22 protein-coding genes and 3 tRNA genes are annotated in these 23,536 nt (G+C 72.2%); 15 read left to right on the top strand and 10 right to left on the bottom strand.

All coding sequences use genetic code 11. The features are described from left to right. Positions 1 to 33: 33 nt before the first annotated feature. The 3 genes from ACS5PV_RS12730 to aroA form a co-directional block, all read right to left on the bottom strand. On the bottom strand, positions 34 to 1,656 hold the full coding sequence (locus ACS5PV_RS12730) for an ABC-F family ATP-binding cassette domain-containing protein (protein WP_455395690.1): 1,623 nt from the start codon (positions 1,654 to 1,656) through the stop codon (positions 34 to 36). A gap of 184 nt (positions 1,657 to 1,840) precedes the next feature. Beyond that, a complete protein-coding gene (gene cmk / locus ACS5PV_RS12735) occupies positions 1,841 to 2,473 on the bottom strand; it encodes a (d)CMP kinase (protein WP_455395691.1) in 633 nt (210 codons plus the stop codon). A gap of 8 nt (positions 2,474 to 2,481) precedes the next feature. Next, positions 2,482 to 3,831: a 3-phosphoshikimate 1-carboxyvinyltransferase gene (aroA, locus tag ACS5PV_RS12740; protein WP_455395692.1), complete on the bottom strand. Its 1,350-nt coding sequence runs from the start codon at positions 3,829 to 3,831 to the stop codon at positions 2,482 to 2,484. A gap of 171 nt (positions 3,832 to 4,002) precedes the next feature. Here aroA and ACS5PV_RS12745 point away from each other — a divergent pair, with 171 nt between their 5' ends. The 10 genes from ACS5PV_RS12745 (at position 4,003) to trpC (ending at position 10,724) form a co-directional block, all read left to right on the top strand. After that, positions 4,003 to 4,389 (top strand): TIGR02300 family protein, encoded by a 387-nt coding sequence (locus ACS5PV_RS12745; RefSeq protein WP_455395693.1) that lies wholly within the window; start codon positions 4,003 to 4,005, stop codon positions 4,387 to 4,389. 216 nt (positions 4,390 to 4,605) lie between these two features. After that, positions 4,606 to 4,681 (top strand) — tRNA-Ala (locus ACS5PV_RS12750). Between the two features lie 90 nt (positions 4,682 to 4,771). Further along, positions 4,772 to 4,847 (top strand) — tRNA-Ala (locus ACS5PV_RS12755). A gap of 88 nt (positions 4,848 to 4,935) precedes the next feature. Next, positions 4,936 to 5,011, top strand: a tRNA-Ala gene (locus tag ACS5PV_RS12760). A 566-nt stretch (positions 5,012 to 5,577) separates the two neighbouring features. Next, positions 5,578 to 6,141 (top strand): sigma-70 family RNA polymerase sigma factor, encoded by a 564-nt coding sequence (locus ACS5PV_RS12765; RefSeq protein WP_455395888.1) that lies wholly within the window; start codon positions 5,578 to 5,580, stop codon positions 6,139 to 6,141. A 29-nt stretch (positions 6,142 to 6,170) separates the two neighbouring features. After that, complete coding sequence (locus tag ACS5PV_RS12770) at positions 6,171 to 6,950, top strand: anti-sigma factor family protein (protein ID WP_455395694.1); 780 nt, start codon at positions 6,171 to 6,173, stop codon at positions 6,948 to 6,950. Between the two features lie 34 nt (positions 6,951 to 6,984). Next, the gene (locus ACS5PV_RS12775; protein ID WP_455395695.1) at positions 6,985 to 7,695 is read left to right on the top strand and encodes a Bax inhibitor-1/YccA family protein; all 711 of its coding nucleotides are present in this window, start codon (positions 6,985 to 6,987) and stop codon (positions 7,693 to 7,695) included. 410 nt (positions 7,696 to 8,105) lie between these two features. Beyond that, positions 8,106 to 8,741 (top strand): anthranilate synthase component II, encoded by a 636-nt coding sequence (locus ACS5PV_RS12780; protein WP_455395696.1) that lies wholly within the window; start codon positions 8,106 to 8,108, stop codon positions 8,739 to 8,741. Between the two features lie 46 nt (positions 8,742 to 8,787). Then, entirely contained in the window at positions 8,788 to 9,801 is a 1,014-nt protein-coding gene (trpD, locus tag ACS5PV_RS12785; protein ID WP_455395697.1) for an anthranilate phosphoribosyltransferase, read from the top strand. A gap of 74 nt (positions 9,802 to 9,875) precedes the next feature. Then, positions 9,876 to 10,724 (top strand): indole-3-glycerol phosphate synthase TrpC, encoded by an 849-nt coding sequence (gene trpC, locus ACS5PV_RS12790; protein WP_455395698.1) that lies wholly within the window; start codon positions 9,876 to 9,878, stop codon positions 10,722 to 10,724. On the opposite strand, the gene ACS5PV_RS12795 is transcribed toward trpC, so the two are convergent. Together ACS5PV_RS12795 and ACS5PV_RS12800 are read right to left on the bottom strand one after the other, a co-directional pair. Beyond that, positions 10,715 to 11,608: an alpha/beta fold hydrolase gene (locus ACS5PV_RS12795; RefSeq protein ID WP_455395699.1), complete on the bottom strand. Its 894-nt coding sequence runs from the start codon at positions 11,606 to 11,608 to the stop codon at positions 10,715 to 10,717. The genes trpC and ACS5PV_RS12795 overlap by 10 nt on opposite strands. A gap of 713 nt (positions 11,609 to 12,321) precedes the next feature. After that, positions 12,322 to 13,284 (bottom strand): PfkB family carbohydrate kinase, encoded by a 963-nt coding sequence (locus ACS5PV_RS12800; RefSeq protein WP_455395700.1) that lies wholly within the window; start codon positions 13,282 to 13,284, stop codon positions 12,322 to 12,324. 65 nt (positions 13,285 to 13,349) lie between these two features. Between ACS5PV_RS12800 and ACS5PV_RS12805 the strand changes: the two genes are divergently transcribed. Further along, positions 13,350 to 14,129 (top strand): GntR family transcriptional regulator, encoded by a 780-nt coding sequence (locus ACS5PV_RS12805; RefSeq protein WP_455395701.1) that lies wholly within the window; start codon positions 13,350 to 13,352, stop codon positions 14,127 to 14,129. Here the strand turns inward: ACS5PV_RS12805 and ACS5PV_RS12810 are convergent. The 4 genes from ACS5PV_RS12810 to ACS5PV_RS12825 all read right to left on the bottom strand — a co-directional run bounded on the left by ACS5PV_RS12810 (position 14,105) and on the right by ACS5PV_RS12825 (position 18,284). Further along, positions 14,105 to 14,776 carry a helix-turn-helix transcriptional regulator gene (locus ACS5PV_RS12810; protein ID WP_455395702.1) on the bottom strand — a complete coding sequence of 224 codons (672 nt, stop codon included), beginning with the start codon at positions 14,774 to 14,776 and terminating at the stop codon, positions 14,105 to 14,107. The two genes, ACS5PV_RS12805 and ACS5PV_RS12810, sit on opposite strands and share 25 nt — an antisense overlap. A gap of 554 nt (positions 14,777 to 15,330) precedes the next feature. After that, positions 15,331 to 16,404 (bottom strand): hypothetical protein, encoded by a 1,074-nt coding sequence (locus ACS5PV_RS12815; RefSeq protein WP_455395703.1) that lies wholly within the window; start codon positions 16,402 to 16,404, stop codon positions 15,331 to 15,333. 58 nt (positions 16,405 to 16,462) lie between these two features. After that, positions 16,463 to 16,618 (bottom strand): hypothetical protein, encoded by a 156-nt coding sequence (locus ACS5PV_RS12820; protein WP_455395704.1) that lies wholly within the window; start codon positions 16,616 to 16,618, stop codon positions 16,463 to 16,465. 448 nt (positions 16,619 to 17,066) lie between these two features. Then, on the bottom strand, positions 17,067 to 18,284 hold the full coding sequence (locus ACS5PV_RS12825; RefSeq protein ID WP_455395705.1) for a patatin-like phospholipase family protein: 1,218 nt from the start codon (positions 18,282 to 18,284) through the stop codon (positions 17,067 to 17,069). Between the two features lie 476 nt (positions 18,285 to 18,760). Here ACS5PV_RS12825 and ACS5PV_RS12830 point away from each other — a divergent pair, with 476 nt between their 5' ends. Continuing rightward, on the top strand, positions 18,761 to 19,816 hold the full coding sequence (locus ACS5PV_RS12830; RefSeq protein ID WP_455395706.1) for an HpcH/HpaI aldolase/citrate lyase family protein: 1,056 nt from the start codon (positions 18,761 to 18,763) through the stop codon (positions 19,814 to 19,816). Positions 19,817 to 19,935: 119 nt separating this feature from the next. Beyond that, positions 19,936 to 20,301, top strand: coding sequence for a heat shock protein HspQ (gene hspQ / locus ACS5PV_RS12835; protein ID WP_455395889.1), 366 nt, complete (start codon positions 19,936 to 19,938; stop codon positions 20,299 to 20,301). A 153-nt stretch (positions 20,302 to 20,454) separates the two neighbouring features. Here the strand turns inward: hspQ and ACS5PV_RS12840 are convergent, their stop codons facing one another. Beyond that, complete coding sequence (locus ACS5PV_RS12840) at positions 20,455 to 21,201, bottom strand: invasion associated locus B family protein (protein ID WP_455395707.1); 747 nt, start codon at positions 21,199 to 21,201, stop codon at positions 20,455 to 20,457. Between the two features lie 400 nt (positions 21,202 to 21,601). On the opposite strand from ACS5PV_RS12840, the gene ACS5PV_RS12845 reads away from it, so the two are divergent. Beyond that, on the top strand, positions 21,602 to 22,879 hold the full coding sequence (locus tag ACS5PV_RS12845) for an AMP-binding protein (protein ID WP_455395708.1): 1,278 nt from the start codon (positions 21,602 to 21,604) through the stop codon (positions 22,877 to 22,879). A 195-nt stretch (positions 22,880 to 23,074) separates the two neighbouring features. Continuing rightward, positions 23,075 to 23,419, top strand: coding sequence for a hypothetical protein (locus ACS5PV_RS12850; protein ID WP_455395890.1), 345 nt, complete (start codon positions 23,075 to 23,077; stop codon positions 23,417 to 23,419). The last annotated feature ends 117 nt before the right edge of the window (positions 23,420 to 23,536 follow it).

Below are 23,536 nucleotides of genomic sequence, written 5' to 3' on the forward strand. Positions count from 1 at the left end.
TTCAAGGCCGTCGCGGAGAGCGGACCGGGCTCGTCAGTGCCGCAACCCCGGCGCCTCGCGTCCGGTCTTCTCGACGTATTCCGAGTACCCCCCGCCATACTGGTGGATGCCGTCCGGCGTCAGCTCGAGCACCCGGTTCGACAGGGCGGCGAGGAAGTGCCGATCGTGCGAGACGAACAGCATCGTGCCCTCGTACTGCGCGAGGGCGGCGATCAGCATGTCCTTGGTACCGACGTCGAGGTGGTTGGTCGGCTCGTCGAGGACGAGGAAGTTCGGCGGGTCGTAGAGCATGCGCGCCATGGCGAGCCGCGCCTTCTCGCCGCCCGAGAGCACCCGGCAGCGCTTCTCGACGTCGTCGCCCGAGAAGCCGAAGCAGCCGGCGAGCGTGCGCAGCGAGCCCTGGCCGGCCTGCGGGAAGCTCTCCTCCAGGAACTCGAACACCGTGCGCTCGCCGTCGAGGATGTCCATGGCGTGCTGGGCGAAGTAGCCGAGCTTGACGCTGGCCCCGATGGTCACGCTGCCCGCATCCGGCGTCGTGGTGCCGGTGGCGAGCTTGAGGAGCGTCGACTTGCCGGCGCCGTTGACGCCCATCACGCACCAGCGCTCCTTGCGGCGGATGCCGAAATCGAGGCCGTCGTAGATCGTGCGGCTGCCATAGGCCTTGCGCACCGACTTCAGGCTGATCACGTCGTCGCCCGAGCGCGGCGCGGCGGGGAAGTCGAAGGCGACGCTCTGGCGGCGGCGCGGCGGCTCGACGCGCTCGATCTTGTCGAGCTTCTTCACCCGGCTCTGCACCTGGGCGGCGTGCGAGGCGCGCGCCTTGAAGCGCTCGATGAACTTGATCTCCTTCGCCAGCATCGCCTGCTGGCGCTCGAACTGCGCCTGCTGCTGCGCCTCGTTCTGCGCCCGCTGCTGCTCGTAGAAGCCGTAATCGCCCGAATAGGTGGTGAGCGAGCCGGCATCGATCTCGATGATCTTGCCGACGATCCGGTTCATGAACGCCCGGTCGTGCGAGGTCATCAGCAGGGCGCCGTCGAAGCCCCGGAGGAAGTCCTCGAGCCAGATCAGGCTCTCGAGGTCGAGGTGGTTGCTCGGCTCGTCGAGCAGCATCACGTCGGGGTTCATGAGCAGGATGCGGGCGAGCGCGACGCGCATCTTCCAGCCGCCCGACAGGGCGCCGACATCGCCCTCGATCATCTCAGGCGAGAAGCTGAGACCCGCCAGCACCTCGTGCGCCCGGCCCTCGAGCGCGTAGCCGCCGAGTTCCTCGAACCGGCCCTGCACCTCGCCGTAGCGCTCGACCAGCGCCTCCATCTCGTCGGCCCGGTCGGGATCGGCGAGCGCGGTCTCGATCTCGCGCAACTCGGCGGCGATCTCGCTCACCGGGCCTGCCCCATCCATCACCTCGGACAGGACGGAGCGGCCGGCCATCTCGCCGACATCCTGGCTGAAATAGCCGATGGTGATGCCGCGGTCGGTCGAGACCTGGCCCTCGTCGGGCTGCTCCTCGCCGGTGATCATCCGGAACAACGTCGTCTTGCCGGCGCCGTTGGGTCCGACGAGCCCGACCTTCTCGCCGCGCTGCAACGCCGCCGAGGCCTCGATGAAGAGGAGCTGGTTGCCGTTCTGCTTGGCGATCTTGTCGAGGCGGATCATGGGAGGAGAGCGTCCGAAGTGGAGGGCGCGGCGGGTCGCGCGCGGTGTCGGGGAGATCTGCCACGGATTCGTGGCGGAGGGGTGTCAGGCGGGCGTCACGATCGGCGCAGACGGGTCTTCGCCGTCCATCCCACCCGCGCCTCAGGATGAGGTCGCGGGTGGGTATGGGACGTGAAGCCGGCGCTCAGCCCCGCCCCCCGCCCCGCCCGTCGACCAGGTCGGTGGCGGCCCGGAAGGCGGCCTCGGCGTCGAGCGCCGTGGTGTCGAGCACCACCGCGTCCTCCGCCACCCGCAAGGGCGCGGCGTCGCGGTCGGCGTCGCGGGCGTCGCGGCGCAGGATGTCGGCCAGCACCGCCTCGTAGGCGACCGGCTCGCCGCGGCCGTCGAGCTCGCGGTGGCGGCGGCGGGCGCGCTCCTCGGCCGAGGCGGTCACGAACAGCTTCACCGCCGCGTCCGGGCACACCACCGTGCCGATGTCGCGCCCGTCGAGCACGGCGCCCTCCGGCGCGCCGGCGAAGCGGCGCTGCCAGTCGAGGAGGGCGGCGCGCACCTCTCCCTGCGCCGAGACGATCGAGGCCGCCTCGCCCATGGCGCTGCCGCGCAGGCGCGGATCGGCGAGGAAGGCCGGCTGGAGCCCGCGCGCCGCTGCCGCCGCCGCCGCGACGTCGGTGAGATCCCGCTCCGCGTCGAGGAGCGTCAGTGCCACCGCGCGGTAGAGCAGGCCGGTATCGAGGTGGGGCAGGCGGTAATGCTGCGCCAGGCGCTTGGCGAGCGTTCCCTTGCCGGAGGCCGCCGGCCCGTCGATCGCGATGACCATCGGCGCCCTCACGCGGCAAGCGCGGCGCCGAGCGCCCGCATGTCGGCGAGGAAGGCGGGGTAGCTCGTCGCGATCATCGCGCCGTCGTCGACGGTCACCGGCTCGCGCGCGGCCATCCCCAGCACCAGGAACGCCATGGCGATGCGGTGGTCGAGATGGGTCTCGACCGTGCCGCCGCCCTTGGGCGCCGCGCCGTCGCCGTGGACGACGAGGTCGTCGCCCTCGACGACGTGGGAGACGCCGTTGGCCTTCAGCCCCGCCGCCACCGCGGCGAGGCGGTCGGATTCCTTGACCCGCAGCTCGTGCAGGCCCTGCATCCGGGTGGTGCCCTCCGCGCAGGCCGCCGCGACGGCGAGCACCGGGTACTCGTCGATCATCGCCGGCGCCCGCTCGGGCGGTACGGTCACGCCCTTGAGCCGGCTGTGGCGCACCCGCAGGTCGGCGACGGTCTCGCCGCCCTCCTCGCGCTCGTTCAGCCGCTCGATGTCGCCGCCCATCTCGACGAGCGTGGTGAGGAGGCCGGTGCGCAGCGGGTTCATCATCACCCCCTCGATCACCACCTCGGAGCCCGGCACCACGAGGCCGGCGACGAGCGCGAAGGCGGCCGAGGACGGATCGGACGGCACCACCACGTCGGTGGCCGTGAGGGTCGGCTGGCCGGTGAGCGCGATGCGCCGGCCGTGCCCGCCGGGGCCGATCGCCTCGACCTCGACCTCGGCGCCGAACAGGCGCAGCATCCGCTCGGTGTGGTCGCGGGTCGCGGCCGCCTCGACCACGGTGGTGACCCCGGGCGCGTTGAGGCCGGCGAGCAGCACCGCCGACTTCACTTGCGCCGAGGCGACCGGGCTCTCGTAGGTGATCGGCACCGCCTCGCGCGGTCCGCGCAGGGTGAGCGGCACCCGGCCGCCCTCGGCCTGCTCCACCACCGTGACGCCCATCTGCACCAGCGGGTCGAGGATCCGCCGCATCGGGCGCTTGCGCAAGGACGCGTCGCCGTCGAAGGTCGCGGTGACGGGGTGGCCGGCGACGACGCCCATCATCAGCCGCGAGCCGGTGCCGGCATTGCCGAAATCGAGCACGCCGGCCGGGTCCGACAGGCCGCCGACGCCGACGCCGCGCACCCGCCAGCGCCCCTCGCCGTCGCGGTCGATCCCGGCGCCGAGCGCCTTGGCGGCGGCGGCGGTGCGCAGCACGTCGTCGCCTTCGAGCAGGCCCTCGATCCGCGTCTCGCCGAGGCTGAGCAGCCCGAGGATCATCGCCCGGTGCGAGATCGACTTGTCGCCGGGCGGCCGCAGCCGGCCCCGCAGGGCCGTCCCGGCCTGGGCGGTGATCGGGGACGGAGTGGAATCGTGCGACACGGGCAGAGGGCCTGGTTCTCGAGAATCGCGGGAAGAAGCGCGGGAAAACGGCCGGGTCGTTACCACGCGGGCATCGCGGCGTCATCCGCCGGCCCCACAGGTATTTGACAGGGGGGGCGGGCGCGACTAACCGGACCCACTCTTACCGACATCGACAGGAACGTGACTACCGTGGCCAGACCGGAACTCGGCTTGAAGCGCCAGTGCATGAGCTGCGGCGCGAAGTTCTACGACCTCAGCAGGGACCCTGCCGTGTGCCCCAAATGCGGCACCGTCTACCAGGTGGCCGCCCTCTCCAGCACCCGCGTCCCCGCTCCGGCCATCGCCAACCGCGCCCCGCGCGAGGAGGAGACCGAGGAGGAGGCCGGCGCCCCCGAGATGGTTTCCCTCGACGAGGTCGAGGCCGCCGAGGGCGGCGACGACGTCTCGGTCGACGACGATGCCGATGTGGCCGATACCGGCGGCGACGACGACACCTTCCTGGAGGAGGACGAGGAGAGCGGCGACGACGTCTCCGACTTCATCGACGGCGACATCGAGAGCGACGAGGAATCCTGACCGGTTCGGGGGTCGGGCGACGGCGGCGGGAGGCCGGCATCGCGCCACCCCTCTGTTTTCTCTTGGGAATTCGCGACGGTCACGAAAACTTCGCGAACACCCGCCCCGAGGGCTTGTGTCCGGCGCCACAGCCTCATATACCGCCGCTCACCGACGGCGCCCCCGAAAGGGAGCGCCGGTCCGGTTCCGGGACGGATCCCAAACGTCCTGCGGAGTGGGGCTTTAGCTCAGCTGGGAGAGCGCCTGCATGGCATGCAGGAGGTCAGCGGTTCGATCCCGCTAAGCTCCACCAAAATTGCTTCAGGCTCGCCTGGGGTGATCCGATCGCGGTCCGCGATCATGACGAGACCCGCCGGCGTACCCAGCGCCGCGGTTGACGGATGGGGCTTTAGCTCAGCTGGGAGAGCGCCTGCATGGCATGCAGGAGGTCAGCGGTTCGATCCCGCTAAGCTCCACCAACCTGCTTCAGGCCGTGCCCGATACGATCAGATCGCAGCCAGCGATCGACGAGACCCGGCAGCGTACCCAGCGCTGCGGCTGACGGATGGGGCTTTAGCTCAGCTGGGAGAGCGCCTGCATGGCATGCAGGAGGTCAGCGGTTCGATCCCGCTAAGCTCCACCATCCCTCCCTTCGATCTGACCGGATCTCGACCCGGACCGCCCCCCGGCGGCATTCCCGTGGCGTGCCGATCGCGGCTCGTGGCGCGGGAGATCCTGAAGACAGGAACGGCGCGATCTCCTTCCGTCCCGGCTTTGGGTCTTCGATCTTACTGCGCTTTCCTCCGCGAGCCGGCATGCGTTTCGGAGCAAAACCGCTGGTGGATCCACCTGTCGATGGAGGAGGCAAGAGGGCGGCCCCTCGCTCTCGGGCCCGGAACCGCTTCCGGCCCTGGTGCTCCACGATCGCACCCGACCTGCCGTGGTCGCGGCGCGACGACCTCCAGCTTGTCGCACGGGCCGGGTCCTCGGCTAGCACCAGCCAGGCGACGGCACGGTCTCTCCGGCCGGATGCGGCAGCGTCGTCTCCGCGGACCAGGGTCCGGGAGGGAAAGCCGGGGCGGCGCATCGGGTCGGATCCCTGTTCCCGATCCGCGAACCTGCCGCTGCTCACGCGGATGTGATCCCGTTGCGCATAAGGTGCGATGGAGACGGGATTAGACCGGGGGCCGTGATCGTTCACCCCATATGATGCTTCGAAAGCGCCCCGACGTCCTCGACCTCCTGGTGCCGCTCCGGCGCTACGCCCGGTCCCTGACGCGCGATTCCGCCCAGGCCGACGACCTCGTGCACGACACGCTCGTGCGCGCCCTCGAGCGCCAGGGCTCCCTGCGTCCGGGCACCAACCTGCGCACCTGGCTGATGACGGTGCTGCACAACGCCTTCATCGACGACCAGCGCCGCCGCAAGGTCGAGGCGCGCTACGCCGACGCCCTCGGCCACATCGTCGATGAGGCGACGCCGCCGGCCCAGGAGGGGCACGTGCGCCTCGCCCAGGTGCGCGAGGCGTTCCAGCGCCTGCCGGCCGAGCAGCGCGAGGCCCTGCACCTCGTGACGATCGAGGGGCTGGCCTACCAGGAGGCCGCCGACGTGCTCGGCATCCCGATCGGGACGCTGATGTCGCGCCTAGGCCGGGCGCGGGCGGCCCTGCGCAACATCGAGAGCGGCGGCTCGCGCCTGCCGGCCCCGGAGGACGCCCCGGAGCGACCGCGCCTGCGCGTGGTCGAGGGCGGGAACAGCGCGAGGGCGTCGTGATGGGCGGCGAGCAACCACCGGAGGCGGCCATGGATCCGATCACCGAGACCGACCTGAACGCCTACATCGACGGCCAGCTCGATCTCGGCCGGCGGATCGAGGTCGAGGAGCACCTCGCGGCGCGGCCGGAGGTGGCGGCCCGGGTGATGGCCGACCTGCACACCCGCGACGCCCTGCGCGCCGCGTTCGGGTCGGCGGAGAGCGTGGCCGTGCGGCCGGGCCCGTCGCCCGAGCGCCTCGCCGCGGCGGCCCGCCGCCTCGACCGGGCGCTCACATGGCGCCGCATCGGCGCCCGGCTCCAGCGCGCCGCGGTGATCGCCATGCTGGTCGGGACCGGCTGGCTCCTGCACAACGAGACCGGCGATTTCGGGGTGCAGAACACCATCGCGTCGACCCACTCCCCGGCCTTCGTCGAGGAGGCGCTCCAGGCGCGCCAGGCCGCCCTGGTCCGCGCCCGGGTGACCTCGCAGCGCCCGACCCCCGCCTACGACCGCCGCGAGGTCGAGGCAGCGACGGGCATCGCCCTGCCCGACCTGCCGTCGGACTGGCGCGTCGACGACATGCAGATCTTCCCCTCGCGCAGCGGCGCGGGCGTCGAGGTCGCGATCGATGCCGGCACCCTCGGCAAGGTCGCGCTCTTCGCCACCCGCAGCGCCGACACGGAGGCGAGCGCCCCCGCCATCGTCCGCTCGCCGGAGGCCGTCACGGTCTACTGGAAGGCGGGACGCGGCGCCTACGCGCTCAGCGGCTCGGGCAGCGAGCCCGACCTCGGCCGGGCCGCCGCCACCCTGGCGGCCCTGCATCACTGACTTCATCCGCCACCATCCCGGAGCACTCTCCCCGATGAACACCCCCTACGCCTGGCAGACCCACGCGGCCCCCGCCGGTGCGGTCTTCGACGAGGGCCTGCGGCGGCACATGCTGCGGGTCTACAACACGATGGGCCTCGGCCTGGCCCTGACCGGCCTCGTCGCCCTCGGCGTCTCCTCGACCCCGGCGCTCTACAAGCCGCTCTTCGGCACGCCGCTGAAATACGTCGTGATGCTGGCCCCTCTCGCCTTCATCCTGGTGCTGTCGTTCCGCGCCGACCGGATCTCGGCGGCCACCGCCCACACCCTGTTCTGGACCTTCTGCGGGGTGATGGGGCTGTCGCTGGCCTCGATCTTCCTGGTCTTCACCGGCACCAGCATCGCCCGCACCTTCTTCATCACCGCGGCGATGTTCGGGGCGACCAGCCTCTACGGCTACACCACCAAGCGCGACCTGTCGCGGATGGGCTCGTTCCTGGTGATGGGCCTGATCGGCCTCGTCATCGCCAGCCTGGTCAACATCTTCCTCGCCTCGAGCGCGCTGCAATTCGCGATCTCGCTCATCGGCGTCGTGATCTTCACCGGGCTCACCGCCTACGACACCCAGTCGATCAAGGAGCAGTACGCCGAGAACTGGGGCGAGGAAGCCAATTCCAAGCTCGCGGTGTTCGGGGCACTGTCGCTCTACCTGAACTTCATCAACCTGTTCCAGATGCTGCTGAGCCTCACCGGCGAGAAGGAATAGGCACTTCCCTCCACCACGGACCCTCGACTTCACACCCGCCTGTCCCGCAAGGGAGGGGCGGGTATTTTGTATTCCGAGAGTCGGTGGGACCCCGGTTTAACTCGACAGTGCTGAACCCCTCCGCGTCATTCCGGGGCCGCGCAAGCGGAGCCCGGAATCCAGACGCGCAGGGGTTTCAAAGGAAGGCGGAACAGTCTTCGCTCGATCCTGAACCATCCGCGGTTCTGGATTCCAGGCTCCGCTTACGCGGCCCCGGAATGACCCGGAGGGTATCGATGTCGTCGAGCAGAGAGGGAAGACGCCCTTACAATCTCGACGCCCTGGCAGACGACCCCGAGCCGCCGCTGACGCCCCTCCCCCTTGACCTCCCGCCGCCCCAAGCCCCACACCGCGCCCGCGAGAGGCGCCCCATGTCCGACATCCTGGTCATCGACAACTACGATTCCTTCACCTGGAACCTCGTCCACCTGATCGGCCCACTCGCCGGGTCGATCGAGGTGGTGCGCAACGACGCGATCACCGTCGAGGAGATCCGCCGGCGCGCGCCCGACGCCCTGGTGCTCTCGCCCGGACCCTGCACGCCGAGCGAGGCGGGTGTCTGCCTCGACGTGGTGCGGAGCTTGAGCGACGAGATCCCGATGCTCGGCGTCTGCCTCGGACTCCAGGCGATCGGCCAGGCCTTCGGCGGCGACGTGGTGCGGGCGCCGGCGCCCATGCACGGCAAGGTCTCGCAGGTGCAGCACCGGGCGACCGGGCTGTTTCGCGGCATCAACGGGCCGTTCGCGGCCACCCGCTACCACTCGCTGATCGTCGAGCGGGCGACCTGCCCGCAGGACCTCGTGGTCACGGCCGAGGCCGACGGCCTCGTCATGGCGCTGGAGCATGCCGAGCGCCCGGTGCACGGGGTGCAGTTCCACCCCGAGAGCATCCTGTCGCAGCACGGGCAGACCATGGTGCGCAATTTCCTCGACCTCGCCGCCGACTGGAACGCCAGGACCCGGAACGGCGAGAGCCGGGGTGACAAGCGCGGCCGAGATGTGCATTGACGGAACCGGGCGCGTGAGCCCGCGCTGAGATCAGGCCGTACTCGTCATGGACTCGTTCAAGCCCTACCTGGCGAAGGTCGCCACGGGCGCCGCGCTGACGCGCGAGGAGGCCCGCCGCGCCTTCGACCACCTGCTCTCCGGCGAGGTGACGCACGCCCAGGCCGGCGCCTTCCTGATGGCGTTGCACGTCCGCGGCGAGGCTCTGGACGAGATCACGGGTGCGGCCGGCGCCTTGCGCGAGCGCATGACCCGCGTCGTGGCGCCCGAGGGCGCAATCGACATCGTCGGCACCGGCGGCGACCATTCGGGCAGCTACAACGTCTCGACGCTCGCGGCGATCGTCACCGCCGCCTGCGGCGTGCCAGTGGCCAAGCACGGCAACCGCGCCGCCTCGTCGCGCTCGGGCGCCGCCGACGTGCTCTCGGCCCTCGGCGTCGGCATCGGCCTCACCCCCGGCCACCTCGCCCGCTGCCTGTCCGAGGCGGGCCTGTGCTTCATGTTCGCCCAGGCGCACCACGCCTCGATGCGCCACGTCGCGCCGGTGCGGGTCGAGATCGGCACGCGCACGCTGTTCAACGTGCTCGGCCCCCTGTGCAACCCGGCCGGGGTGTCGGCGCAGCTGCTGGGCGTCTACGCGGCCTCGCTCGCCGAGCCGATGACCCGGGTGCTGGCCGAGCTCGGCAGCCACCGGGTCTGGACCGTGCACGGCTCGGACGGGCTCGACGAGATCACCACCACCGGCCCGACCGCCGTGGTGGCGTGGGAGAACGGGGCGCTGCGCCGCTTCACCATCGACCCGCGGGAGCTGGGCCTGCGCCTCGCGCAAGCCGAGGAGCTGCGTGGCGGCGACCCGGCGCACAATGCGGGAGCCTTGCGCGACGTGCTCGGCGGCGCCCACACGCCCTACCGCGACATCGGCGTCCTCAATGCCGCAGCGGCCCTGATGGTCGCCGGGCGCGTTGACAGCCTGCAGGACGGCGTGGCGCGCGCCGCCCAGGCGATCGATACCGGTGCGGCCAAGGCGGTCCTGGATCGCCTGGCGGCCGTCTCCCACGCGTGACCCCGCCTCGCGGCTGGATCCGAGAGAATACCCGCTCGATACCCCCGACACGCTCCCGAGGGGAGGACACGGCCTTGTCCGACACCGAAACGACGTCTTCCGACGGCGAGGCCCGGCCGCGCTCGGCCGACGTCCTCGCCCATATCGAAGCCTACAAGCGGCGCGAGATCGCGGCGGCGAAGCTGCGCGTGCCGCTCGCCGAGCTGGAGAAGCGCGCCGCGAAGGCCGACCCGCCCCGCGGCTTCGCCGACGCGATCGCGGCCCATATCGCGCAAGACCGCTTCGCGCTGATCGCCGAGATCAAGAAGGCCTCGCCGTCCCGCGGCCTGATCCGCGAGGATTTCGATCCGCCGGCGCTCGCCCGCGCCTACGAGGCGGGCGGCGCCAGCTGCCTGTCGGTGCTCACCGACGAGCCCTCGTTCAAGGGCAAGCCCGAATACCTGACGGCGGCTCGCGCCGCCTGCTCGCTGCCGGTCCTGCGCAAGGACTTCCTGTTCGAGCCCTACCAAGTGGTCGAGGCCCGGGCCTGGGGCGCCGACTGCATCCTCGTCATCATGGCGAGCCTCGACGACGAGGAGGCGACGGCGCTGGTCGAGACCGCCCACGACCTCGGCATGGACGTGCTGGTCGAGGTGCACGACGAGGCCGAACTCGCGCGGGCGCTCCCCCTCGGCACCCGGCTGATCGGCGTCAACAACCGCGACCTGCGCACCTTCGCGGTCTCCCTCGACAACGCCGTGCGCCTGAGCCCGCTGGTCCCGGCGGACCGGATCCTGGTCGGCGAGAGCGGCATCGGCGGCCACGCCGACGCGCAGGTGCTGGGGCGGGCCGGCATCCGTACGCTGCTCGTCGGCGAGAGCCTGATGCGGCAGGACGACGTGACCGAGGCGACGAAGCGGCTGCTGTTCGGCGATCAGGCCTGAGCCGGCGACGAGGCGGTCAGGAAGCCGATCAGGGCGTCGTTGACCGCCTGCGGCTCCTCGTGCTGGAGCCAGTGGGTGGCGGCGGGGAAGTACCGCGCCGCGCCTTGCGTGCAGAGGCGCAGGCTCTCGGCGGCGAGGCCACGCTCGAGCGCCGTGTCGCGCTCCCCCCACAGCACCAGCACGGGAAGCCGGATCGGCCCCCGCGCCGGCTCCCGGGGTAGGCGCAGCGCCCGGTACCAGTTCAGCATCGCCGTGATGGCGCCGGGCCGGCGCCAGGCGGCGGCGTAGAGGTCGAGGTCGTGCGGCGAGAAGGCGCCGGGCCGGCTCGAATTGGTCAGGGCGCGGCGGAGCGCCGCGCAGTCGCCGGCCCGCAGCAGCGCCTCCGGCAGGCCTGGGATCTGGAACAGGCCGACGTAGAAGCTGCGCAGCACCTGGCTCGGATGCCGGCGGGCATAGGCGCCGAAGACGTCCGGATGCGGTGCGTTGAGGATCGCCACCCGCTCCAGCCGCTCGGGGTAGCGCGAGGCCACCCACCAGGCGACGAGGCCACCCCAATCGTGCCCGACGAGGCGGAAGCGCGCGCCCTGCCCGGAATCCGGCCCGAGGGCATCGGCGAGCCCGATCACGTCCTCGGCGAGGCGGTCGAGGTGGTAGGCGGAGATGCCGTCCGGCCGGCTCGACAGGCCGTAGCCGCGCTGGTCCGGCGCCACCACCCGCATTCCGGCCGCCGCCAGCGGACCGATCTGGTGCCGCCAGCTCCACCAGGTCTCGGGAAAGCCGTGCAGCAGGATGGTCAGCGGCCCATCGGCGGGGCCAGATTCGGCGATGTTCAGGGTGAGGCCGCGGACCGGGATGCGCCGCGTCGTCGGATCGGTCGGCGTCATCGCGGCGGCTCCTTCACGTGTCGCGATCGACGAGAACGGAACGCGGTGGTCGCGGATCCCGGCGCTTGACGCTGGGTGAGGCGTTGCGCCACGGCATCACCTGCGTCGCGGATGCCACAAAACGCGAGTCGGCCCTTGCCAGCAGGATGGGCAGGTTTTAGCTATGGAATGGCAACGCGGCGATGGCGTCGCGGCGTTGCTGCCCTCTTTGGGCGTTTCCTCCCTAGACTTGGGCCACACCTCGCGTGTGGCCTTTTTTCTTAGGTGCGAGGCCTCTTGTCAACGGCCAAGCCGCTCTGGCCTCACTGCGATTCACCTTGTTTCGTGGTGCCGCCTCAAGGCCTTGGCGTCCGGCCTGTGCGATGACCGGCAAGGTCGGGCCGGCGCCGTTCACCATCCCGCAAGTGGAGGTGCGTCGGCGCACCGCGCTGGAATGGCCCGGGCCGTAGACATCGCCGGGTCACGCGACGGAGGTTCGGCGATGATCAGGGAAAGACTCGACGACATCCGGTTCCTCGTGACCCTGGCGGCAGTCGCGGTGCTCGGCAGCGTGCTCGCCGGCCTGTTCACCTAGAGAGCTTCACGATCGCGAAGCTCTCCAGGTCATTGTATTTTACCGCATTCTCTTCGCCCACCCGGTGGCCACTTGGTCGGACGATGCTCCAGGCCGACATCTCCGGCTTCCCGAAAAACGTCCTTTCACGACGGGTGCGTCACGCGGCGCCCGCGAGCAGCGCCGCGACCGCGGCGCGGTCCGGCAGGGCGTCGAACACGCCCTTGTGACGGACTACGCAGGCGCCGCAGGCCGCGGCGAGGCGCATGGCCTGGGGCAGAGGCTGCCCCTCGGCGAGGCCGACGGCGAGACCGGCCGTGAAGGCGTCGCCGGCGCCGAGCGTGTCGAGCGCTGCCACCGCGAAGGCCGGCTGGACCACGGCCGGTCGGCCAGCCGCGAAGGCAAGCGCCCCGGACGCCCCGAGGGTGACCACGACGAGGTCCGGCCCGCGGGGTAGGAGCGCCGCCGCCATAGCCTCGAACGCCGCCGGCTCCGCCGCGCCCTCCCACACCGGCGCACCGAGGGCGGCGCCGAACGCCGCCGCCTCGACCGCGTTGACGACGAGGATCGCGGTATCGGCCAGCATTCCCGGCGCCGGCATCCGGAACGGCGAGGGATTGAGCAGGGTGCGCCGGCCCGCCGCGCGGGCGATCCGGAACGTCTCCGCCACCGCCTCGTCGCCGGCCTCGAACTGCGCCAGGACGAGGGCGCTGCCGGCGATCCGCCCCTCCGCCGCCCGCACCTCCGCGGGCCCGAGCCGGGCATTGGCGCCGGGATGGACCGCGAGGCAGTTCTCGCCAGCTGCGTCGGTGAAGCCGATGCCGGCCCCGGTCGGGCCGGGAAATCGGCGCAGCATCCCGGGATCCAGGCCGGCGCGGGCCAGCGCCGGCGCGGCGAGCGCCGCCAGGGCGTCGTCCCCGATCGCCAGAAGGCCGTCGACGCTGGCACCGAGGCGCCGGGCCCCGACCGCGAGGTTGAGGCCCTTGCCCCCGGGCTCGACCAGGAAAGCCTGTGCCCTCAGTGATTCGCCCGCTCGCGGCAGCCGGTCAACCGTGGCAGAACAAGCCACCACGAAGCTTCCGAGCACGAAGAGAGCCGGATCGGCCGCCATGTCGACGCTCATGTTCCCTCTCCGTCCGGTCGCTCCCGCCGCCCCGGCGCGCTCACCTCGCATCGTCTGACCCGCCGATGCCCGAGCACCCGTCCGGGCCCGGCCCGGGCCCCCCTGCCCTGACGAGCCTGGTGCGTCTGCGGCACGATACCGCGAAGCCGCTCTACCAGCAGCTGGAAGAGCGCTTGCGTGCGCTGATCGAGGACGGCACGGTGGCGGGCGGCACGACGCTGCCGGCCGAGCGGCCCTTCGCCGAGGCCCTGGGGGTCAGCCGTACCACGGTGCAGCGCTGCTACGATTCGCTGCGCCGCCAGCACTACCTCACGGCGCATGGCCGGCACGGCTTCATCGTCGCGCCCGGCCGCACCCGGCTCAGCCCGGGGATGGACCGGCTCAAGGGCTTCACCGAGGAGATGCGCGAGCTCGGCCGGGTGCCCTCGACGCGGGTCGTCGAGCGCCGCGTGGTCCAGGACCGCTCGATCGCCTCGCTGTTCGGCCTGCCCTCGACGGCGCCGTTCCTCAAGCTCGTCCGCATCCGCTGCGGCGACGGCATGCCGTTGTCGCGGGAGGTGGCCTGGTACGACCTCACGGCGGTGCCGGCCCTGGCCGAGGGCGACCTCGGCGGCTCGGTCTATGCCTTTCTCGGGGCTCACGGGGCCGCCCTGGTGCGCTGCCGCCAGACGATCGAGGCGGCGACGCCGGACGAGGCCGAGTGCGCGGTGTTCGGCTTCACCCAGGCCCTCCCCTGCCTCCTCATCAAGCGCCGCTCCTACGACCGGGACGACCGGATGATCGAGTACGTCGAGGGCCTGTTTCGCGGCGACGCCTACGCCTACCGGCTCGATCTCAGGGCGTGAGCCGCGACGGGCGGCGTCTCCGCGCAGGCCACCGGCAGCTGCACCGCCGCCACCAGGGCAACGAGCTGGCTTTGCTGCTTGGTACCGGTCTTGAGGAAGATGCGGGCGACGTGGGTGCGCGCCGTGGTGACGCTGATGCCGAGCTCCGCGGCGATCTCGGCGAGGCAGCCGCCGCGGGCGAGCGCCGCGCCGACCTGCGCCTCCGCCCGGGTGAGGCCGAACAGGGTGCGCAGCTGCAGCTCGATCCTCCCCTGCGCCCGCAGCAGGCGCGCCACCACCACCGCCCGGCCCGGCGCCTCGTCGTCGAGGAGGGGCGAGACGCAGACCGAGACGCCCGGCTCGTCGGGACCGCCGCCGTCGAGCTGCAAGAAGCCGCCGGCCTCACCGGGCCGTCCGTCGCAGGCCGCCTGGATCAGGGCGTGGAGCCGCGAGCGGCCCTCCGCCTGCCGTGCCCCGAGGTGCCGGGTGCCCTGCCCCGTTCCCTGCCCGCCGCCGGCGTGCGGGCCCGACAGGGCCCCGTCCGGGCGATCGATGAGGTCCGCCGCCTCCCGGTTGGCGTGGAGGATGTGCCCGTGCCGGTCGACCACCAGCACCGCGAGGGCGAGCGCGTCGAGGGCGGCCGCCGCCGCCGGTTGCCAGGCGGTCACGGCGCGGTCGTCCCGGTGACGCGGCTGCGCCGCCGCCCGTTGCCCATCCGCGCAATTCCGCACAGATCGCGTTCGCCCCATCCACCCGCGTGCATCGGCGCCCCCCGGCAAAACTCAGCGATCGAGCGGGTCGCGACCCGTTCCGATCCATATAAGTACCAAAGCCTCTGCGGCACAAGATTGTTCATCGCGGTTTCGGCACCGAGGTTAAGTCCGACATGATTGATGCGGCTTAGGCCGGATGCTTGCCCCCAGCCTCGGCCGCAATCGGCTGGTCGGGATTGGCATCATCCTTTTGGAGGGGGATGATCGGCGTTCGAACGTCGAGCGCCGAATATCGTCGCGGACGCGATGGTCGAGGCGACGGGATCAGTGCCCGTTGCGCCCGGCTCTCCAAGCGAAACCTGGCGCACGGGCGGCGACGACCGCCGGTCCAGGCAGTCGATTGCCGTCGAACGTTGCGGAAGTTGGCAGTCGTTGCGGCGCCGGCTCTCGCCGTGGAACGCCGCGGCGCGGCGAGACGACGATGCAGTGCGAGCGCCGATGCCGCGAGATCAGGCCGGCACGTCCGCGACGCGCGCCGGCTTCGGTGCCCGGCCTCGGCGGCGCCAGATCAGGCGTCCGAGCGCCGTGCCGGCGCGGCGGCAGAACAGGGCGGCGGCCAGGAACCACGCGAGGCCGAGCCACAGGCCCTGAAGGACCACGAGCAGGCTCGATCCCAGCACCAGCGCGCCGCGGCCGAGCAGCGCCAGGGCCGCGCGGGTGCGCCCGCCCAGGCCCTCGGACAGGCGGGCGACCCGGCGCAGGTCGTCGGCGTTCTCCGCCACCGCGAGGGCCTGGATGGTGCCGCGGGTGCCGAGCCTGGCCTGGATCCGGGCCGATTGCTCGCCGACGCTGCGAATCTCCCGCAGCGCGCCCGGCCGCAGCACGCCCTTCGCGCCCTGGCGCAGGGCCGCGAGGTCGAGCCGGCCGGCGGCCGCGGTGGCGAGCGCCAGGGCCTCGCGGTCCACGGCCGCGCCGGCGCTCCGGGTGAGCCGGGCGGCGAGAGGCCGCGACAGCTTGCCGGTGCGGGCGGCGAGCTTCAGGGTCGTGGTGCCGGCATGGACCGGCACGCTCGATCCCAGCGACACGATGGTGGCGCCGGTGAGCGCCAGCCCGGCGGTGGCGAGGCCAAGGAGCAGCGGATCGTAGGCCTCGCCCCGGGCGAGCCGCCCGCCCTCGCGCCACAGGTCGCGCAGGTCGCCGTAGCCGACGAGGTCGCCCGCCACCGCGCCGGCGAGGCCGGCCATCCCGGCCCCCTCGCCGCTGACGAAGCCGGTGGCGGCCTCCGCGAGCGCCCGGCGCGGCGCACCCTCGGAGAGCGCCGTCACGGCAGCCCGCCGCTCGGGCGAAACCGGGACGTTCCGCTCCTCGGCGAGCGCCAGGAAGCTGCGGGCAAGGTCCTCGTCGCCGGCAGCCACCGCCGCGTCGAGTCCGGTGCCGATCCGCTCCGGGTCGGCGACCGCGGCGAGACGCAAGGTCGCGAGCGCCGCCGGATCGTCGGCGGCAGCACGCAGGTGCCAGGCGCGGGCTCCCTCCGGCAGCAAGAGCGGGGCCGACGCCGCGAGGCCGCCGGCGCCGAGCAGCATCAGGGCGCCTGCCGCGCGCCGGCGCCAGCGTGGATCCGGCGCAAGCGCCTCCACCGCCCTAGCCCGGCTCGACCTGCGGGACCTGGCCGCCGAACTCGTCGACCAGCACCCGGGTGTTCTCGCAGTCGTCCACCGGTACCGCCGCGAGGTGGACCCCGCCCGCGGCGAAGGCGGCCTCGAGCGTCGGCGCCAGCAGGTCGGATCGCTTGCCCATGCGGCTACCCCGGGTCCCTGACCGGTCCAGCCGATCATAGGGAAATATGGGTTCTCCCGACGCGGGTGAAAAGCACGTCGCGTCACCCCCGGGCGCCTGGGCCGAACCCTCGGGAGTATCCGATGGTGGAGGGCGCCGCGCGGCTTCGACGGTGGTCCGACAGCTCCGTGTGGCTCCGCGCCCTTCCCCAGCGCATGCGGCATCAGCGAATTGCGCCCGGGAATTCAGCACGAGACGTCGCCGAGCGCCCGCTTTTTTGCAACGGGACACCATGGAGAGCCACTTTGCGGCAAGTCGTTGTGCCGGATTCCGGATCTCCTTCCGCTACGCTACAGCCGTCCGAAAAAGGGGAGCTCGTGAAAACCGGAAAGGCCACGATCTCGTAAGTCGGAGTCGTGTCCCGGGACGCTGCGCCCGGGCCGGTTGGGCCTGTTTTTCGCGTACGGTTTCAAGGCGCGTTGCTGGCGCTGCGCCCCGTCGCGCTGGTGGTCAGGGTGTCGGGCGACCAGTCGAAGGCGGTGCCGGCCTTGCCCAGGCGCTCGCCGTGGGCGAACAGCGCCCGCATGTAGCCCTGCTCGAACGGGGCCTGCGAGACCTGGGGGAAGCGCTGGTCGATGGTGGCGACGTGGATCGTCGCCCCGGTGCGGGCCGCGTAGGCCCTCGTCACCGCGATGGCGCCGGTGGTCTGGGCCTTGATCATCGCCGAGAGCGAGCGGCCGAGGATGCTCAGCATCGAGCGCTGGGCGACCTGGAAGTCGGGCGCCTGCGAGGTGTTGACGACCACGTAGACGGCCGGCGCCGGCAGGCGGTCCTCCCCGGCGGGCGCACCCGCGACGGGATCGAGCAGCATGCGCCCGGGAGCGACGAAGAACGGCGCCGTGGCGCCGCCATCGGCGTGCATCTCCTGGAAGCGCTTGCCGCCGGGACCGGTGGAGTCGATCATCACCGGCGGGAAGATGCCGGGGATCGCCGCCGAGGCCAGCATTACCTCGCGGAACAGCTTGAGGCCCGCGGGACCGCCGGCGGCCGCGATGGCGCCCATGTCCCACAGGATCGGGCGCAGGGAATCGAGCTCGGTGGTGACGACGAGGAGGCGCCGGCCCTTGCGGTGCTCCGCCGCCACCGCGTCGAGGAGCGCCGGCGTGACGCTGCGCTCGATGCCGCGCTTGAGCGGCCAGGTGTCGGTCAAGCTCTCCTGGCCGCCGCCGAACTCGAACACGTCCGCCGCGGAGGTGTCGGTATAAGCTTTCTCCAGGGCCGCGTCCTGCGAGGCGCCGACGAAGGCGAAGGGGGCGATGAGCGCACCGGTCGAGACGCCGGTAACGACGCCGAAATCCGGCCGATTGCCGGCCCGGGACCAGCCCTTCAGCAGCCCCGCCGCGAAGGCGCCGTTCTCGCCCCCGCCCGACAGGGCGAGCCAGGGCTCGCGCGCGGCCATCGAGGCGCCGTCGACGAAGGCGCGGAATGCCGCCGGATCGTCGCCGGGCAGCCGCACCGACGCGGGCAGCCCCTCCGGCCGGGCCGCCGCGAGGTCCCCCGCCGTGAAGCTCGCCCGCACGGTCGAGCGCTGCCGGTCCGCCACCGTGCCGGCCTGCGCCGGCACCGACAGGGCGAGCATCATGATCGCGGCGCCGGCAAGCCCGCGCCGATTGATCTCTCGGGACATGGTTCTTGTCCTCCGCCGCCCGCCTCGCCCGATGAACGCCGGGGGTTCGTGCGCGTTCCATTGCGCAGGTGCGAAACAGCACCTGCGCACAGGTTTTCCCGTGTGCCCGCCAGGTCGTGGCGTCGAGGTCCGCGGCCGGGAATCAATCCGGCGGCCGCGCCGCCCGGGATCTTCTGTCCCTTTCCGGCATTCGGGAGGATACATTCAAAATCAAGCGCCGCAAGTCGACATGCGACGACTTGAGAAAAAGAGCGGGAGACAAGTCGGAGTATGGTGCAGCGGGCGCGGGACGGGCCCCTCTCCGAAAGCGGGGGCCGCATGTCCGCTTACGGCGGAGCCTGCGCGCCGCGGTCGCCGCCGCGACCCCGACCATCTGCCGACGCGGGGGGCCTTTACGGCCGCGACGGGCCTGCACTAACCCTCCGTCACGGCCGGACCTCCGCGAGGACGGCCGGGACGGAGGCTGGAGAGACCCCATGAAACTGCCGCGCCGCTTCTTCCAGCCCCTGGCCTCCGGGGCGCCCGCCCCGTTCCGCGAGCTGCCGGTGCGCCTGGAGCGCATGATCCACTTCGTGCCGCCGCACAACGACAAGGTGCGCGCCCGGGTGCCGGAGCTGGCGAGCCAGGTCGACGTGGTGCTGGGCAACCTCGAGGATGCGGTCCCGGCCGACCAGAAGCTCAATGCCCGCAAGGGCTTCATCGCTCTCGCGCGGGAGACCGACTTCGCCGCCCACGGCACCGGCCTGTGGACCCGCGTCAACGCCCTCAACTCACCCTGGCTGCTCGACGACCTGGTCGAGATCGTCGCCGCGGTCGGGGACAAGCTCGACGTCGTGATGGTGCCGAAGGTCGAGGGACCCTGGGACATCCACTACGTCGACCAGCTGCTCGCCCAGCTCGAGGCGAAGACCGGGGTCGGAAAGCCGATTCTCGTCCACGCCATCCTGGAGACGGCGGAGGGCGTGGCCAACGTCGACGCCATCGCCTGCGCCTCGCCGCGCATGCACGGCATGAGCCTGGGGCCGGCCGATCTCGCGGCGTCGCGCGGCATGAAGACCACCCGGGTCGGCGGCGGCCATCCGGATTACCGGGTCATCGCCGATCCGGCGCCGGGCTCGGCCGAGCGGGCGAGCGTGCAGCAGGACCTCTGGCACTACACCATCGCCCGGATGGTCGATGCCTGCCAGGCCAACGGCATCAAGGCGTTCTACGGCCCGTTCGGCGACTTCTCGGACGCCGCCGCCTGTGAGGTGCAGTTCCGCAACGCCTTTCTGATGGGCTGCGCCGGTGCCTGGACCCTGCATCCGAGCCAGGTGGCGATCGCCAAAAGCGTGTTCGCGCCCGATCCCTCCGAGGTCGCCTTCGCCAGGCGCATCCTGGAGGCGATGCCCGACGGCACCGGCGCGGTGATGCTCGACGGCAAGATGCAGGACGACGCCACCTGGAAGCAGGCCAGCGTGATCGTGAACCTCGCCCGGCTGGTGGCCGCCAAGGATCCCGACCTCGCCCGGGCCTACGGCCTGGAGGCGTGAACCGTCCCCGGCTCCCGGCATCGTGAGACCTTCGGGGCCGGGGCCTGCCCTGCGCCGGTGCAATCCCGCCCCCGCCATCCTATGTGACGCCCATGCAACTCGGACAGACCTCCTCCGCCATGCCCGCCCCGCAGTCCGACGCCGCGCCGTCCGGCGCGGTCATCCGCCTCGCCAAGTTCAACATCGGCGACGTCGTGCGCCACCGGATCTACCCGTTCCGCGGCATCATCTTCGACGTCGACCCGGTCTTCGCCAACACCGAGGAATGGTGGCAGGCGATCCCCGAGGAGGTGCGGCCGTCCAAGGACCAGCCGTTCTACCACCTGCTCGCCGAGAACCAGGACACCGAGTACGTCGCCTACGTCTCGGAGCAGAACCTGGTGCCCGACCGCTCCGGCGAGGCCCTGCGCCATGCCCGCATCGCCGAGATGTTCGAGCGCGACGACGAGGGCGGCTACCGCATGCGGGGCGACGCGGCGAATTGAGGGACAGGCCTCGCCCCCTCCCTCTCGCGGGGAGGGGAAGAGCCCTGTTCTTCAAGACATTGCCGATCGCCCACGAGAAAGGGCCGGGCGTCGCCGCCCGGCCCTTCGTGCATCCGGTCGCGGGCCGTCCGACCCGCGACGATCAACCGAACCTTACTTGGCCGGAGCGGCCGCCGCCGGGGCGCCGCCCTTCTGCTCGAGCTGCTTGCGCATCTCCTCGGAGCGCTTCTCCAGCTCGGCCTGGAGCTTCTTCTGCTGCTCCTCGAGGACCTTCGGGTCGATCGGGGCGCCGTCGAAGGCCTTGCCGAAGCCGGTCAGCGGCACCGCGAAGGTGACCTCGCGCTGCATCTGGTTCTGCACGCTGACGTTCAGGGTCGTGCCCTTCTTCATCGCGGCGACCACCTCGTCCTTCAGGCCGGGGGCCTCGGCGAAGCAGCCGTTGGGGAAGCAGACGGCGTAGCGGCCGGGGGTCGCCTGGCCGTTGTCGACCGTGAAGCGGATGCCGGGCTGGAGCAGCAGGCCGAGCGGCATCAGGAAGCGCACGACCTTGGCGCCCTGCGGGCCCTTCATGTCGTAGACGGCCACGGCGAGCACCGCCTGACCCTGGTCGGAGACGAAGTCGCGGGTGGTGTAGCAGACCTCGTTGCCGCTGCCCTGGTCCTTGCCGCAGACCTTGGTCCAGTCGGCCTGGGACGGCTCGGGCTTGACCTGCACGACCATCGGGCCGGTCTGCTGCGCCTGGCCGGCGGGCGCCGCCGGGGCGGGCGCGGCCGGCGCCGGGGCGGCGGGCTTCTTGGGCTGGGCGAGCGCCGGGGCGGCCGCGAGACCGAGCCCGAGGCCGGCCAGGGCGAAGGCAATGGCGGCCTGGTTCGGGCGCGCGGGACGATTCGCGAAGAACATCAGGAGTGGACCCCTCAAACGGCAGGACGTCGGTGGCCTTGATGGCGCGCGAGACCCGCATCGATGCGGGTGCGCCGACAGCGGGCGGAGCGCGGCCGAAGGGCTCCGCCCGGCCTCCGGGGCGCCTGCTTTCCCCCGGATTGAGGCGAAGGCAAGGCCTCGGCCGCCGACGAAGCGCCCCTTAGCCGATCCCTTCGCGGACCGCGAGGGGGCCGGCACGGTTAAAACGTCCTTAACCATGCGCGGGCAGGATGCCCGGCGGCAGGATGCCCCGCAGCAGGATGCCCGGCGCGGCAGGCGGACGAAGGTGGCGGCTTTGGCGGCTCTGGCGACGATGAGACGAGACGACGCGTCGTCCCTGCCCGGTCCGGCCTGGGCGGCCCCTCCCACGGCTTCTTCCTTGGCCGCGGCCTCGTCCTCGATGGGGCTGGGGGCGCTGCTCGCGGCGATCGCCGACCGGCACCCCGCCCGCATCGCCCTCGTCGACCAGGCGAGCAAGCCCGCCTGGTGCGGCCGCCCCGCCATCGCCTGGACCTACGCCGCCGCCCGCGAGATCGTCGCGCGGCTGGCGGAGGGTCTCTCGACGCTGCGGCTGCCGCCGAGGAGCCCCGTCGGGCTGTGCATGGCCGGCATGGCCGAGGCGCATCTCGCCTTCCTCGCCATCGAGCAGGCCGGCCACGTCCCCTGCCCGCTGCCGGTCACCTGGGACGAGGACCGCCTGCTCGAGGCTATCGAGGCGGCGCAGATCCTCGCCGTGCTGACCCAGGGCGTGCTCGGCTCCGAGCGGCCGGCGGAGAAGATGTGCCGGGTCGCGCTGCGGTACTTCCCGCTGCGCTTCATCGCCGCCTTCGGGCCCTACGTGCCCGACGGTGTGCTCAGCCTCGACCAGGTGGTGCTCGACCACCGCGGCGACGCCGCCGCGCTCGGCACCGGACCTTCCGCCGGCCTCGTCACCTTCGCGCTCCCCGCAGCACCCGCCCCGTCCCGCCCGGCCGGCCCCCCGCCCGAGCCGGCGGGCGCGCCCGTGGCCGTGCGCCGCGAGGCCGAGGCGCTGACAGCCGCCGCCGCCGGCTGCCTGGTGCCGCTGCGGGTCGAGCCGGGCGAGCGGATCCTCAGCCTTCTGCCGGCGAGCGACCTCAAGGGCCTCGCCACCGGGCTCACCGCGGCGCTGCTGGCCGGCGCGACCCTCGAATGCCACCCGGTCTTCGACGCGGCCGCCCTCTCGGCCGCCCTCGACCAGCCGGTGCCGACACATCTCGTCGCCCCGGCCTGGATGGAGGCGGGCTTTGCCCGCACCAGCGTGCCGGGCCGGCTGCGCACCCTCGCCTACGTCCACCGGGCGCCCTGCCGCCTCAGCTCCCGCCTGCCCGGCCGCCCCGGCGTGGTCGACGTCGTGGCCTTCGACGAGATCGCCCTGCTCTGCGGCCGGCGCGACGCCCAGGATGTCGGCCTCGTCCTCGCCGCCCCCGAGCGGGCCGCCCTGGCGACCGAGCGGGCCGGCCTGATCCAGCTGCGCCGCGATCCGGAGGGACGCCTGAGCTTTCGCGGACCGGCCTGCACCGCCCGCATGTTGCGCCGCGGCATCACGGAGGACGAAAATCCTGACGGCTGGATGGAATCGCGGTTCCGGGCCTCGCTCTTCGCCGGCGTCGCCACCGCGGTCACGGAGATCGCATAGGCCGCCGGCGCGTCATCCGGCGGCTGTCCGGGCGCGAAAAAGCATTTTTGTCCAGTGATTTGACGGATCATCGCCGGGGCGGGTCCAGGGACGCAGGGTGGGTCTCGGCCTTCGGCGGCGGTGAACTTTCGTCGGCTCACAGCGTTACTGCCCCGGTGCCTTCACGAGAGGCACGGGATCGGCTAACGCTTGACCATGGGTGCGCTGCAAAAAGTTCTCGTCGTCGACGATGGCCACCGCGCCGTCGATCGGGCCCTCTCCGCCGAGCTGGCCGAACTGGGCTATGCCAGCGTCACCGCCTCCCTGGAGGCGGCGGACGACGTGCTGGCGATGATGCCGCGTCCGGCGGCAGTCCTCCTGCACGTCCCGCCCCGCGACACCGGCGGCGCCTTCCGGATGCTGTCGGAGCGCCTGCGCGAGCAGATGCGCGACGCCGGCATCCCGGTGATCGAGGTTGATGCCGCCGGCCAGCAGACCGGCGCCCCGATCGACCTCCAGAGCCGCATCGGCACCCGGGTGCTGAACGAGCCGGAATTCTGACGGGTCGTTCGACTCCCTTCGCGGGAGTCGACGTGCACCCCGTCGTTCCCGGTCCGCACGGGCAGAGCCCGGAGGCACGCCGGAGAGTGCGCACTCGCTTGAACCGGAGCGACCGCC

This window comes from Methylobacterium sp. Gmos1 (assembly GCF_053764715.1).